This is a genomic window from Synergistota bacterium, from assembly GCA_025060595.1.
Taxonomy (GTDB): domain Bacteria; phylum Synergistota; class GBS-1; order GBS-1; family GBS-1; genus 42-11.
In genome coordinates this window covers 25,099-37,648 of sequence record JANXBX010000006.1, presented here as the reverse complement: position 1 = coordinate 37,648, position 12,550 = coordinate 25,099, and the positions used below count along the sequence as shown (strand labels likewise).

The 12,550-nt window shown below is 43.2% G+C and carries 15 protein-coding genes; 13 read left to right on the top strand and 2 right to left on the bottom strand.

Going from position 1 to position 12,550, the window contains the following annotated elements:
• Positions 1-6: 6 nt before the first annotated feature.
• The 13 genes from NZ900_05405 to NZ900_05345 all read left to right on the top strand — a co-directional run bounded on the left by NZ900_05405 (position 7) and on the right by NZ900_05345 (position 10,714).
• The gene (locus NZ900_05405; GenBank protein MCS7233521.1) at positions 7-204 is read left to right on the top strand and encodes a hypothetical protein; all 198 of its coding nucleotides are present in this window, start codon (positions 7-9) and stop codon (positions 202-204) included.
• A gap of 14 nt (positions 205-218) precedes the next feature.
• Positions 219-416, top strand: coding sequence for a DUF2922 domain-containing protein (locus NZ900_05400; protein MCS7233520.1), 198 nt, complete (start codon positions 219-221; stop codon positions 414-416).
• An 86-nt stretch (positions 417-502) separates the two neighbouring features.
• The gene (locus NZ900_05395) at positions 503-916 is read left to right on the top strand and encodes a D-Ala-D-Ala carboxypeptidase family metallohydrolase (GenBank protein ID MCS7233519.1); all 414 of its coding nucleotides are present in this window, start codon (positions 503-505) and stop codon (positions 914-916) included.
• Positions 885-992, top strand: a complete 108-nt coding sequence (locus NZ900_05390; protein MCS7233518.1) for a hypothetical protein — start codon at positions 885-887, stop codon at positions 990-992. The genes NZ900_05395 and NZ900_05390 overlap by 32 nt, the downstream gene beginning before the upstream one ends.
• Before the next feature lie 125 nt (positions 993-1,117).
• Positions 1,118-1,762, top strand: a complete 645-nt coding sequence (locus NZ900_05385) for a GntR family transcriptional regulator (protein MCS7233517.1) — start codon at positions 1,118-1,120, stop codon at positions 1,760-1,762.
• Positions 1,746-2,192, top strand: coding sequence for a hypothetical protein (locus tag NZ900_05380; GenBank protein ID MCS7233516.1), 447 nt, complete (start codon positions 1,746-1,748; stop codon positions 2,190-2,192). Before NZ900_05385 ends, NZ900_05380 begins: the two co-directional genes overlap by 17 nt.
• Entirely contained in the window at positions 2,173-3,639 is a 1,467-nt protein-coding gene (locus tag NZ900_05375; GenBank protein MCS7233515.1) for a hypothetical protein, read from the top strand. The genes NZ900_05380 and NZ900_05375 overlap by 20 nt, the downstream gene beginning before the upstream one ends.
• Before the next feature lie 37 nt (positions 3,640-3,676).
• Positions 3,677-4,690, top strand: coding sequence for a TAXI family TRAP transporter solute-binding subunit (locus tag NZ900_05370; GenBank protein ID MCS7233514.1), 1,014 nt, complete (start codon positions 3,677-3,679; stop codon positions 4,688-4,690).
• A 14-nt stretch (positions 4,691-4,704) separates the two neighbouring features.
• Complete coding sequence (locus NZ900_05365; GenBank protein ID MCS7233513.1) at positions 4,705-6,600, top strand: TRAP transporter fused permease subunit; 1,896 nt, start codon at positions 4,705-4,707, stop codon at positions 6,598-6,600.
• A 31-nt stretch (positions 6,601-6,631) separates the two neighbouring features.
• Positions 6,632-6,859: a hypothetical protein gene (locus NZ900_05360; GenBank protein MCS7233512.1), complete on the top strand. Its 228-nt coding sequence runs from the start codon at positions 6,632-6,634 to the stop codon at positions 6,857-6,859.
• Complete coding sequence (locus NZ900_05355) at positions 6,856-8,640, top strand: cobalamin-dependent protein (GenBank protein ID MCS7233511.1); 1,785 nt, start codon at positions 6,856-6,858, stop codon at positions 8,638-8,640. Before NZ900_05360 ends, NZ900_05355 begins: the two co-directional genes overlap by 4 nt.
• Positions 8,628-9,536: a hypothetical protein gene (locus tag NZ900_05350; GenBank protein MCS7233510.1), complete on the top strand. Its 909-nt coding sequence runs from the start codon at positions 8,628-8,630 to the stop codon at positions 9,534-9,536. The genes NZ900_05355 and NZ900_05350 overlap by 13 nt, the downstream gene beginning before the upstream one ends.
• Positions 9,518-10,714, top strand: a complete 1,197-nt coding sequence (locus NZ900_05345; protein MCS7233509.1) for an FAD-binding oxidoreductase — start codon at positions 9,518-9,520, stop codon at positions 10,712-10,714. The genes NZ900_05350 and NZ900_05345 overlap by 19 nt, the downstream gene beginning before the upstream one ends.
• On the opposite strand, the gene lipA is transcribed toward NZ900_05345, so the two are convergent.
• Both lipA and dctP read right to left on the bottom strand, forming a co-directional pair.
• A complete protein-coding gene (gene lipA / locus NZ900_05340; GenBank protein ID MCS7233508.1) occupies positions 10,618-11,478 on the bottom strand; it encodes a lipoyl synthase in 861 nt (286 codons plus the stop codon). The genes NZ900_05345 and lipA overlap by 97 nt on opposite strands.
• 57 nt (positions 11,479-11,535) lie before the next feature.
• Entirely contained in the window at positions 11,536-12,537 is a 1,002-nt protein-coding gene (gene dctP / locus NZ900_05335; GenBank protein MCS7233507.1) for a TRAP transporter substrate-binding protein DctP, read from the bottom strand.
• Positions 12,538-12,550 lie beyond the last annotated feature (13 nt).

Below are 12,550 nucleotides of genomic sequence, written 5' to 3'. Positions count from 1 at the left end.
GGTAGCATGGCTAACTTTGTGGATGCGCTAGCTAGGGTAAGCGTGAGAGTTATGGAGGGAGGTCGTAGAAGGGTTTATGCTTGGAGAAACGTTAGACCTGCTATTTCTGCTAACGACCTCGATGCTGTTTTAAATGCTTTGTTATCTCTTTCTGCATCGCAGGTTCTTGAGAAGTTTTTAGTCCGCCAGCAAAATATCGTGTAAGGGGGTGACTTTAGGTGAAGTTTATCCATATGTATTTTTCAAACGATGCTGGTAGAAGGGTTAGATTAACTGTTAGAAATGCTCGCGAAAATGTCACCACCGATGAGATAGCCCGGGTTATGGATTTAATAATTTCCAAAAACGTTTTTAGTCCTTCCTTAGTTCAGGCTCTTGGCGCTGAAATTGAAGAAAGAAACGTTACAGAGTTGTAATTCTTTAAGGCTCAAGGGCAAAAAGCCCTTGAGCCTATTATCTTCCAATTTGATGATTTAAGTGAAACAAATTGGAGGGAGTGAGGATGAACAAGGTGAAAATTTCCTTTCACTTTTATTTAAATGAGTTCGAGTGTCCCTGTTGCGGTACTGTGAAGATCGATGAGATCTTACTCCAAAGGCTTGAAGCTTTAAGGATTCTATGGGGAATGCCATTAAGGGTGACCAGCGGTTTCAGGTGTGAAAAGCATAATAAAGAGGTTGGAGGAGTTGATAACTCTCTTCATATGCAAGGGAGAGCGGTTGACCTTGCTGTTAAAGAGGAGGACCAGGGGAAGTTCTTGACCTTAGCGAAATTGATCGGACTTAGAGTTATACCTTATCCTAAAAGAGGTTTCGTTCACCTGGATTTAGGGGGTGATGAGGTTGGACGTCTATCAGGTAGTATCAAACCTGGGGTTTCCGATAGTGTTGAGCTTTTATCTTTTAACCCGTCTTGAGCGGGAGATGAAGGAGCTTAAGGAGGCCATATATCACTTAAGTAGCGTTATAGAAGGGAGCACCCTAAAAGGGTAGTTAAAAAAGGGGGAACCAATAGCTGGTTCCTCCTTTTTTAATTTTTTATCAAATTAATTGACATCGAAAGTTTCTTATGATAAGCTTTTCTTAAAGCAATTTTGTATACAAGGTGGTGTACTATAGTGGATGTAGTTGAGCTTATAAAGAGGGGGATTATGACGGGTAAGTTTTTGCCAGGGCAGAGGCTTAATGAGGCTGACCTTGCTTCAGAATTTGGCGTTAGTAGAACACCTGTAAGAGAGGCCTTAAGGGAGCTTGTTGCATCCGGTCTTTTAGAGTATGAGAAGCATAAGGGTATAAGGGTTAAAAGATATACCATATCTGAGGTAAGACACATATACGAGATATGGTCTGAGCTTGAAGCCATAGCTGCGAGGCTAGCTGCCTCTCGAGTAGATGAGGCTACCCTTAATGAGCTTCAGAGAATTCTCGAGAAGCAGAAGAAACTTGTCTTACAGGAGGAGATTAGTTGGAGATATATAGAGCTTAATGATGAGTTTCATCTTGTTATAGCCCGCTCTACACAGAATCCCTTTCTCTATAAGATGCTTTCTAACATGAGGGAGTTAATGAGGTTATACAGATTGGGTAGCCCTGGCTGCTTGGGTAGGTTAAGGGATTCCTTTGAGGAACACTATAGGATTTTTGAGGCCATAAGAAATCGTGATCCCGAAGGGGCTTATGCCTCTGCGTTCACTCATGTGAGAAATGCTTTTGCTTACCTTGAGAAGTATGTGGAGAGTGAGGGTGTTGCTCGAGCCTTATAAGAGGATAGCTAAGAGCCCTTTTTATCTTAAGATTGCTCCGATTGGAAGTCTCATAGCCGTTTTAGACCTTAAACTTGAAGGAAGAGGGTTAAGACTGATATTGCCTCGTTCAAGGGCTATAAGGGTTGGTGAGATCCACGAGATAGTAGTTACCGATGAGGAGGCTTCTCCGGGAGAAGAGGTTAACAAGGTTTGTTATATAGGTTTTTGGGAGGTTTTGGGTGGGGGGATATTAGAGGTGGGAGATGAGCTTTGGATAGATGGAAAGAAGATTGGCGTTCTTTTAGGTTTCGATGAGACTCATTTTCCGAATCATATGAATTTGGTGTTTAGGGGTGAACTCCTGACGGGAAAGGAAAGGGGGTTATCGTTAGGAGTTCGAGTTTCCTTTAAGGGGGGAAGAATGGAGCATGAGGGAAAAGCAGTTTAAGTTTAAATTCAAGCTTTATAAGCATCTTCAGGAGAGCATTCCTAAGATATATGAGGAAGCTAAGAGGGTAGCGGATGAGATAGGAATACCGAGAGAGATAAGGGGCAAATTTGGGCTAACGGGTGCCATCTCGCATTGTCACGGTCTTTTAACTCGTAAAGTAGCTAGGGCCATGGAAGATGCTACAAGGGAGGTAGTCTCGAACAAGGTTTATGATGAGGAGCTTAGAGAGATAATAAAAGGGTACTATGGGGATGATTACGATGCTTTAGCCATTAATACCTGTGAGGCTGCGTTATGGTTATGCTTTGATGTTTTGGTTAGTCCTCCCTTTCAGGGTAGAGGAGACAACTATAGATCTCGCTATATAGCTCCTTATGAAAGGCATCTTCATCATCAAGGAGGATATGGTAGACCATTCCCGCCCAAGTATAAAGATCTTTTTGCTGACAGGGGTTGTACCGCTGGGGAGCTTGGCTTTTATGGTAAGAGACTTGATAACCTTGATGTGATTTACGTTCCCCTTGTGGGAGCAAGATACGAAGTTCACGGTATAAAATACCATCCTGTGCCATTATTGAGCGATGTTGATCCTAAGAGATCTCTTGAAGTGATATCTATGGTAGCTGAAAGGCACGCAGATCTTTTGGGTGGCTTTAGCTCTCTTGCTTATGACACTCCTGGCTATGGTTATGGAGTCAAAGACGAGGATGGAACGCCTCTTCTTCAGAAAGGGATTGCTTCCTTAGCGAGGGAGTTTAACGTTCCTTATATACTTGATAATGCTTGGGGAATACCCTTTGTGGGTGCTGATATAAGGAAGATAGGTGGAGATGTGATACTTTACAGTATGGATAAGGCAAGCGGAGCTCCTACGGTTGGGCTTATCATAGGGCGTGAGGAGGTTATGGTTCCCTTAAGGAGGGCTTTAGGGACTCATGGTGATAGATGGGGAACAGTTGGCTCCTATGGAAAGGCCGCATATGTTACCTTCGATCCTGGCAAGGAGGCGCTTGTAGGTTTGATAGCGGCGTTAAAAGATCTTCTTGAGGATCCTAGAAGGGTCACAAGCATGGTTGATAGGCTTTATGAGATAACTTTGGAGGAGTTTGAGAATATCCATCCAGGACTTAAGAGGGAGTTTAAGTTTGCTAAAAGCTATAACTCCGGAGCCGTGGAGATAAATTATGATAAAACTTGGGTTGATGGTATCGGCCTTCCCATATTCTCTATAGAGGATATGTATTCTGGTACTAACATTCTTCAGAGCGGTCTTTCTCAAATGGGTATAATTCCAACTATAGCCTATGATGCGAATATCTTTATCTCTCCTGGCCTTGGCACTACGGATGAAGATGGAAATCTTATTGAAGACAGAATGAGGCTTGCGATAAGGGGTTTGGTCAAGCTTATAGAGATAGTTGCAAAATACGCTAAATTGATATAAGCTTAGAAGTAATACTCTAATGGGGAGGTGTAGATACATGATAAGAGGTAAGGTTTTCGGTATTGTGGCATTGATGCTTTCCTTGTGTTTCGGTGGACTTGCCTTAGCTCAGGAGCTTAAGCCCGTTACCTTAACGTGGGTAGCTGGTGGAGTCGGAGGAGGTTGGTATACTCAGGCAGGTGCTTTGGCTTCTTTGATTAATCAAAAGGAGCCCAAGATAACTATCAAAGTTGTCCCTGGTGGAGGAGTAGTTAATCCGATGAGGGTTTCATCAGGTGAAGCTGACCTTGGATGGGGTATAACCTTCGTGGATAAGATGGCTTATCAAGGGCTTCAACCTCTTTATAAGGAACCCTGTTCTAAAATAAGAGCTATAGGCGGATACTTTGGTTACTATCACATTCACTTTGTGGCTGCGGCTGATAAGGGTATAAAGACGGTTAAGGAGCTTGTGGACATGATAAAGGCTGGAAAGCCTGTAAGGGTTGCCGTCCCTATGAAAGGGACATCTGATCTCCCTATTGTTGAGAGGATCTTCGCTTTCTATGGGATAACCCTTGAGGATATCAAAAAGGCTGGAGGAGATTACTTCCATGCCGTTTATGCTGATATGGTAAGTAACTATAAGGATCGTCATGTAGACTTTGTTATAACTCATCTTTCTTTGCCTGCCGCAGCTGTCACTGAGATGTTTGTCTCTCGTGATTCTGTCCTTTTAGCTGTTTCCGATGAGTGCATTGATGCTATAAGCAAGGAGCTTGGTACCGTTCCTCGTGAGACTGGACTTTGCGTTATACCTGCTGGAACCTATAAGGGGCAGGACAAGGATGTTCCCACTGTAGCTACCGCTGGAGAGCTTTTAGTCAGGGCTGATGTTCCTGATGAGGTGGTATACGCTATTACGAAGATCCTTTGTGAGAATATTCAAGAGGTTCATGCGGCTCATCCTGCTAATAAGACCTTCGATCCCAAGGTTGGTTGGAAAAACATAGCTGTTCCTCTTCATCCTGGAGCAGAGAAGTACTATAAGGAAAAGGGTTACATGAAATAGGAGGATGTACTTCTGTGAGGAATCTATCGGGATGGCAAAGATATTTAGTGGGCGCGTGGCTTGTTGCCACCGCCCTTTTTCATCTTTATACTGCTACTACAGGGGTTTTACAACCAAGATATCAGAGAGGAGTTCATCTTCTTTTGCTTTTGCCTTTAGCTTTTCTTCTTTATCCGGCGACTAAAAGATCTCCCAGAGATAAGTTTACCCTCTCTGATGCCTTTCTTGCAGGCCTTTCTCTTTTACCACCTATTTATCTCATAATCTTTAACGATGCCTTAAATACCAGATTTGAGTTTGTTGATCCTGTTACTCCATTGCAGATTATTTTAGGGCTACTCAACATAGCGCTTCTTTTGGAGGCTATAAGGCGAGCGGTTGTTCCGGCTATGGCCATGCTTTTGCTGATTTTAATAGGATATCTTTATGTAGCTCCCTATCTTCCAGGGGTTTTTCACTCTAAGCCTTTATCCTTGGGGAAGTTTGTTGAGATGTTTTATTTAATAACCGATAGCGGGATTTATGGTACGATAACAGGTATTTCCGCCACGGTTGTAGCTTTGTTTGTCATCTTTGGCTCTTTCTTGGAGTCAACAAAGGTGGGAGATTACCTTACTAAGATAGCTGCTAGAATAGCGGGGATGGGGCCTGGTGGACCAGCTAAGATAGCTGTTTTAGCGAGCGGGCTCTTTGGTTCCATAAGCGGGGTGGCGGCAAGTAACGTTTACGCTACGGGAAGCTTCACCATACCTATGATGAAGAAGCTTGGATACAAGCCTGAGTTTGCTGGTGCTGTTGAAGCTGTGGCCTCAACGGGAGGCATATTTATGCCACCTGTGATGGGGGCCGCTGCTTTTGTTATGTCTGAGCTTACTAATATTCCTTATATAAAGATATGCGCTGCAGCTTTGCTTGGAGCGATATTTTATTACGTTGCTTTAGGTTTTACCGTTCACTATGTGGCATTAAGGGATAACCTTAAAGGTATGCCGAAGGAGGAGCTTCCCACGTGGCGGGAGCTCGCTCGCGATACATACTTAATTGCACCAGCCATCGGATTAGTTTACTTTTTAATTAAGGGATATTCTCCATTTATGGCCGCTTATTATTCCATATGGATATCTATAGCTATAAGCTTTTTAAAGAGAGATACCTTTATGACGCCTAAAAAGTTTGTTCGCTCGTTAGAGCATGGAGCTGAGAATATGATAATAGTTGCTTTAGCCTGCGCTGGAGCTGGTATGGTAATTAGCATATTAACTCATACTGGCCTCGGATTAGGTTTAGCTTCGGTGGTAGCGACTCTCTCCGGTGGGAACCTTCTTTTAGCTTTAATCTTGGTTATGGTGGTTTGTCTCATACTTGGTATGGGCCTTCCGACTACACCCGCCTATGTTATAGCTGTTACGATAGCGGGACCAGCCTTACTTAAGATGGGTATAGATCCTCTTAAGTCACATATGTTTGCTTTGTATTTTGCTAAGCTTTCTGAGGTTACACCGCCTGTGTGTGTAGCTTCTTACTGTGCTGCATCGATTGCTGGGACAGACCCTATTAAGGTGGGTTTTGTTAGCTGGAAGCTTGCTATTACAGGTTATCTTGTTGGATATATCTTCGTTTACAATGATGCTTTACTCTTGAGAGGTTCTCTCACTGAAATTGCTACGGTTATTGTTCTTATGACTGCTATATCTTTGGTTATCTCTATAGGGATAGCTGGTTACTTCAGGAAGAGATTAACTATTCTTGAAAGAGCTTTATCCTTTGGGATTTTGGCTATGCTCGTTCTTTTCTCCACTGTTCCAGGTTTTCCCCGGGGAACTATAGCCTCTCTTATAGCTATTATAGGATTAGGCTATTTCATCTTTAATCGAGCTATTTTGAAGAGGGGGGTTTCCAAGACGGTTTAGGTTTCTATAGGGTGGGGGGTGATGGGTTTTGATGGTCGATAGATTGATGGATGCGCTTGATATCGAAACTACGGTTTTTGCAAAGAGCGAGGAGGAAGCAAAAAAGATAGGGATTGACCTTTTAGGCTCTCTCGGATTTAAGGATGCTGATATAGTTTTTGTAGAGCATGAGGGTTTTGTCGCGAGGGTAAGGCTTCGTGCTTATATTTATAGGCCTGGAGATAAATACTCATGGCTTTTAAAGGATGAGGTTGAATGAGGATTTTGATGGTTCCCCTTGATCCGGTTCATGATGTAGCTTTAAAGATGCTTAGGAGAGAGCTTTTGAAGAATGGGCATGAGGTTGTCTTGCTTCCGCCTGACATGAAAGTGGAAGAGGTAGTAGAAATATGTAGGCTTGAGAAGCCTTCTGTGATAATGGTGAGTAGAACTGTTGGATATGGTGCGGCTGAGGTCTTAGGGAGGTTCATAGATCTTCTCGATGCTGCTGGATTGAGAAAAGGGTGTAAAGTTATAGTTGGCGGTAAAGCTATAACCAAAGAGCTCGCTGCCGAGCTTGGGTATGATGCCGGTTTCGGTGAGGGGACGGAATGGGAAGAGGTTATAGCCTATGTGGAAGGTAGACCTGTGAAGAGAAGGATCTGTGAGAATGAGAGAAAGAAGAGAGACATAACTGAGGGTTATAGCTATAGGCTTCTTGATGAAGCCTTTTTTAAGCCTTTGGAGGATATAGCGGCTCAGATCATTGAGTGGGCCTCTGGTAAATGCTCTCCTGGGGTGGAAAGGGCAAAAGTTAGGGAAAGGATGCTCTCGGGTACGGATGCGCTTAAGGATTATATAGATCTCTGTGAGGAGCCTGTAAAAAGCTTTTATACCAGAGGAGAGATCCCCAAGAAGGTTAGACTGGTGGGAACAGAGGAGGTAAGCAAATTTAAGCGTTTTATAGATGGGCTAACTGTTCCGGTGGGATCTTCGCTGGCATCGATGAGTAAGCCCTTGGTCTTTGTTCAGTATGGAACTGGATGTCCCTTTATGGATGGTATGCATATAAAGGTTTGTGAGGCGTGGGGGGCTGACGGCTTTCTTCACTTTGATCCCTCTTGGGGAGCGAGGGTAGAGGGTTTACTGGAGGGAGTCCTGTCTCATGAGGAAGATGGTACGATAGTGACCCTTGAGAACCTAAAGCTTATTAAGTCTCTCCTGGGGGAATCAACCTTGTGGAGCGTTAGGGCTCATAGGGGATTGAATACGCCAGAGACGGTTCTTCTTGCGGCTTATGTGGGAGCTGATCTAACCAAGATCAACATGGTTTACGGTTCTTTAAATGGGGGAACCGATCCCGAGAGGCTTCTTGTAGATGGGGTTTATGCTATAAGGCTTGCGGCAAGATTTAATCTTCCCTTTGATATCCCTACTAATGAAGAGCTTGGAGGTGTTCCAGCCTATAAAGCTTTCGCTGGCATGCTTGTTGTAGCTTACCTTGGTCTTAAGCTTGGGGCTAGGCCAATTTTAAAGCCTCTTTTCTGTTACTCTCCTGATGTTATGATAAGTGGCTATATGGAAGATAATTACGTGGACTATAATGTGGCCAAAATTTGGGCCTTAAGGGAGATAATAGATGCTCCCATATGGGCTGGTGAACCTATTGGGTTTATGACTCATACTGAAGAAAGGGTCCAGTCAGCTTTAACTACTGCGCTTCATGCTGGGTTAGCCAAATCGCTTAACCTTGATGCTATAACCATAGCTTCAACTGATGAGGCTTATTCAAGGGGAGCGATAACTTCAAGCTCAAGGATAGATACTTTAAGAGCCCTTAAGGAGGCTTTTAGATTCTTGGGAGAGGTCAAGTTTGAGCCTACTTGTAGGGCTAAAAGCTTCAAGGAGGCCATTAAAGAGGGAATCTTGAAGACTTTGGAAGAGATAGCAAGAAGGGGGGATTTTCTTTCTTCTCTTTACGAGGGCCTTTTGGGGACAAGAGAAGAAGGAGCCAACCCTGGTAGGGTGGGAAGGGGCTCAGTTTCACGATGCTTAGTTTAGGGGTGTTTGGCACCGCTAAAAATACTGGGAAAACCACAGTCTTAAATGCAGTATTAAGGTGCTTATGGGGCTTCGGTAGTATAGCCGTAACTAGCATAGGTTTCGATGGTGAGGATTTAGATCATATAACGGGTCTTCCTAAGCCTAAGGTGGTTGTAGATGAGGGGATCCTAGTGGTGACTAGTAAGGAAGTAGTATGGCGTTCCACCGCTAAGCTTGTTCTTTTAAGTGAAACGAGGATCGAAACCACCTTTGGTCCCTTAGGGATATATAGAGTTAAAAGCTCGGGCAGGGTCCCCTTGGTAGGGCCGAATAGTAGCGATGCCTTACTTGAGGTTAAAGATGTCTTAAAGAGCTATGACCCTAAATTTCTCTTAGTTGATGGTGCTATAAATCGCATGGTTCCCTTTCAACATGTTGATTATATTATCTTAGCTACGGGAGCATCGCGTAGCAGGGATCTTAAGGAGCTCCTATTAGAGGCTAAGGCTATTTGTAAAGCCTTAGCTCTTCCTAAGGGAGAGGCTGAGGATAGGGTCTTTCTTTCTGGCCCCATAGAGCTTAAGCTTTTAGAGAAGTATAAAGAGAGGGAGATAGTTGTGGAATCCCCGTTTCATCTGCTTCTAGTAAGCGATTACGAGACCTTATTTGAATTGCTCAACAAGGTTAAGATATTTGTATTAAGAAGGCCTGAGTTACTTTGCGTTACTCTAAATCCATACTATCCTGAAAAAAGGGTTGAGGGTTTCAGGCTTGCTATGGTTGATTTAGGTTCTCTTAAAAAGCTTTTGATTGAGGAAGTTCATGTTCCTTGTATAGATGTGTTAAGGGAGGAGGACGAGCTTTTTAAAATTCTGGAATCGAAGGTGATTGGGAAATGGGCGTTTATGACGTAATTATAGTTGGTGGTGGTGTTATAGGCTGCTCTATTGCATATCATCTCTCCCTTTTAAAGAGATGTAGATTACTTATAATCGAGAAAAGCGGTATAGCGGGAGGAGCATCAGGTTCCTGTGATGGTATATTATCGGTTCTATCGAAAAAGGGAGGAATACACCTTGAGCTTGCTTTGGAAAGCCTTTCCATGCTTAAGGGCTTGTCAAGGGAGCTTCCCTTGGATATAGAGTTTCGGGAGATACCAGGTATGGTGATAATAGAGGACCAAGGTTATGTCCCGTTTATGGAGAAATTCGTGAGCGAGCAAAAGAGAACCACCGATCTTGAGATAGATTTCCTAAATGCTAAGGAAGCTCGTAGGTTTGAACCCTTGTTGTCTCCGAAGATTGTGGGAGCGGTTAGGTCCCCTCAGAACGGTCAGGCCAATCCTATTTACCTAACTTATGCTTTCTTTGAGGGTGCCTGCTTAAGAGGAGCGGAATTAAAGAGAGAGGAAGTTTTAAGAATTGAAAGAAGAGCCTCAGATGGTTTTAAAGTTACAACCTCTATTGGGAGTTACGAGTCCGAAAGGGTGGTTTTATCTGCTGGGGCATGGTCTCCTTTAATTCCTGTTACCTTGGGAGTAAAGATACCTATAAAGCCTAGGAGAGGACAAATTCTTGTTACTGAACCAGTTGAGAGAGCCATAAATCACACCATCCTCTCAAGTAGATATATCGTTGCTAAATATGGTGTGGACACTGGAGGGAAAGAGGGTTTGGCCTTGGAGCAAACCCATCATGGTAGCTTTCTTATAGGGGCTACAAGGGAATTTGTAGGCTATGATAGAAGGGTAACTTCATCAGCTTTTGAGAGAATAGCTCAAACCGCGATAGAGGCCTTTCCCTTCTTAAGGGGTTTAAGGGTTATAAGGGCCTTTGCGGGTTTAAGACCTTGGACGCCTGATGGCTTACCTATAATAGACGATATTGATGGCTTAGTCTTAGCTTGTGGCCATGAAGGGGATGGAATATGTCTTTCAGCTGTGACAGGTAGGCTTGTGAGCGAGCTTATGGTTTACGGCAGAGCCTCTTTTGACCTCTACCACTTTTCATTAAGGAGATTTAGCGACTCCTCAGCTTTGTATGAGCTTCTAACCAAGGGAGCGGAGAAGGCTAGTTTAAATCCTAAAGTATAAGCTATTTTTTCATATTCCTTGAATTCCTCTGGGGTTACAAATCTTTCGACGGGAAGGTTATCTTTTGTGGGTTGAAGGTACTGCCCTAAGGTTATGATATCGCAATTTACCTCTCTTAGATCTCTCATCAGCTCTATTACCTCTTCTTTCTCTTCACCGAGTCCTACCATTATTCCGGACTTTGTTATTATCTTAGGATTCATCTCTTTGATTTTTTTCAGTAAGGTGAGAGACCTTTCATAGTTAGCTAGAGGTCTCACCTTAGGGTAAAGTCTTCTAACTGTCTCAAGGTTGTGATTTATCACCGTTGGAGATGAATTAACTACTTTGGCGAGAGCCTTTTCATCCCCCTTAAAGTCTGGGATTAGAACCTCAATTCCCTTTACACTCTCTATCTTTTTAACTTCTCTTATAGTTTTCTCAAAAACTTCTGCTCCTCCGTCTTCTAAATCATCTCTTGTTACTGAGGTTATAACCACATATCTTAGCCTAAACTCTCTAACTGCTTGAGCTATCCTTAAGGGCTCGTTTTCATCAACAGGTAAAGGTTCTCCCTTTGTCACTGCACAGAAAGAGCAGTTTCTTGTGCATATATCACCAAGAATTAAAAATGTTGCGGTTCCTCTTGAAAAACATTCTCCTAGGTTGGGGCACTTCGCCTCTTCACATACAGTGTTAAGGCCGCAACCTCTCAATATTCTTCTTGTATATTCTACCTTACCTCCCTGAGGTAGGCTTTTTCTTATCCAACTTGGTTTCCTCATGCTTAATATTATATAATTTTAAGGGGTGGGATTTAAATCCCACCCCTTTTATTTTTTCTATTTCGTTGCGAGCTCTATAAATTGCTTACCTATATCTTCTCCAACCTTCTTTATCCAGCTATCCCAGGTGGGTTTACAGATTTCTCTAAACTGCTTTATCGCTTCCTCTGTTGGTTCGATGATCTCTATTCCTTTAGCTTTGACTTTGGGCCAAACATCTTGTTCATGAGCTGCCTCTGCATATTTAAGGTGAAGGTAATCGTATTTATATGCTGCAAGGGTTATGATGCGCTTTACGCTTCCCGGAAGCTTATCCCAAGTTTCTTTCTTCATATATATACCTCTTCCATAGGCACTTAATGGTATCTTTGTACAGTATTTGAGGACCTCGTGAAGCGATCTTCCACCAATAGTTCCAGGATATGCTATGAGTCCGTCTATGGTTCCTCTCTGCAAGGCTTCATAAAGCTCTCCTGAGGACATGAATACCGGTGAACCCCCTAGAGCTTTAATGGCCTCTGCCTCAGCTTCTCCTCCCACCCTTATTATCATTCCCTTTATATCCTCTGGTTTCCTAACGGGTTTCTTAGAGGTCCATAGATATTGAGAAGGTATAGCGCCATAGGCCAGGAATACTATTTTATGCTTTTCCAACATGATCTTTTGCATGAGGTTAAAGAGCGGTTGGCCTATCTTAAGCTTTTCGTTAATGTCTAGGTCGCTCTTGAAGAGGAACGGTAAGGATGGTCCGCCCATTATGGGCCAGCTCCCTGTTGTGTGAGATGTGGTGTGAAAGATTATATCTGCAGTTCCAGCTTCAAGGCCTGGTATAAGCTCGTTAACCTTAAGTAGGGTTTCGGAATGATAGAAGTTAAGTTTGACCTTACCTTCTCCTGCTACGTTGACATCTTCAATAAAAGCTTCCTCTGGAGGTAAAAGATCCTTATATCCAGGCGTTACATGGGATGCTACGTTCATATTTATCACTTGGGCTATAGCGCTACTTCCGAGGATCAGGCTTAGTAATATGAGGGTTGTTAATACATAGCCTTTCTTCACTTTCTTCACCTCC

Bases quoted from the DNA above. Each gene is read 5' to 3' on its own strand.
- NZ900_05405 (MCS7233521.1), top strand. From the start codon at position 7: ATGGCTAACTTTGTGGATGCGCTAGCTAGGGTAAGCGTGAGAGTTATG.
- NZ900_05395 (MCS7233519.1), top strand. From the start codon at position 503: ATGAACAAGGTGAAAATTTCCTTTCACTTTTATTTAAATGAGTTCGAG.
- NZ900_05375 (MCS7233515.1), top strand. From the start codon at position 2,173: ATGAGGGAAAAGCAGTTTAAGTTTAAATTCAAGCTTTATAAGCATCTT.
- NZ900_05370 (MCS7233514.1), top strand. From the start codon at position 3,677: ATGATAAGAGGTAAGGTTTTCGGTATTGTGGCATTGATGCTTTCCTTG.
- NZ900_05360 (MCS7233512.1), top strand. From the start codon at position 6,632: ATGGTCGATAGATTGATGGATGCGCTTGATATCGAAACTACGGTTTTT.
- NZ900_05355 (MCS7233511.1), top strand. From the start codon at position 6,856: ATGAGGATTTTGATGGTTCCCCTTGATCCGGTTCATGATGTAGCTTTA.
- NZ900_05350 (MCS7233510.1), top strand. From the start codon at position 8,628: ATGCTTAGTTTAGGGGTGTTTGGCACCGCTAAAAATACTGGGAAAACC.
- NZ900_05345 (MCS7233509.1), top strand. From the start codon at position 9,518: ATGGGCGTTTATGACGTAATTATAGTTGGTGGTGGTGTTATAGGCTGC.
- lipA (MCS7233508.1), bottom strand. From the start codon at position 11,478: ATGAGGAAACCAAGTTGGATAAGAAAAAGCCTACCTCAGGGAGGTAAG.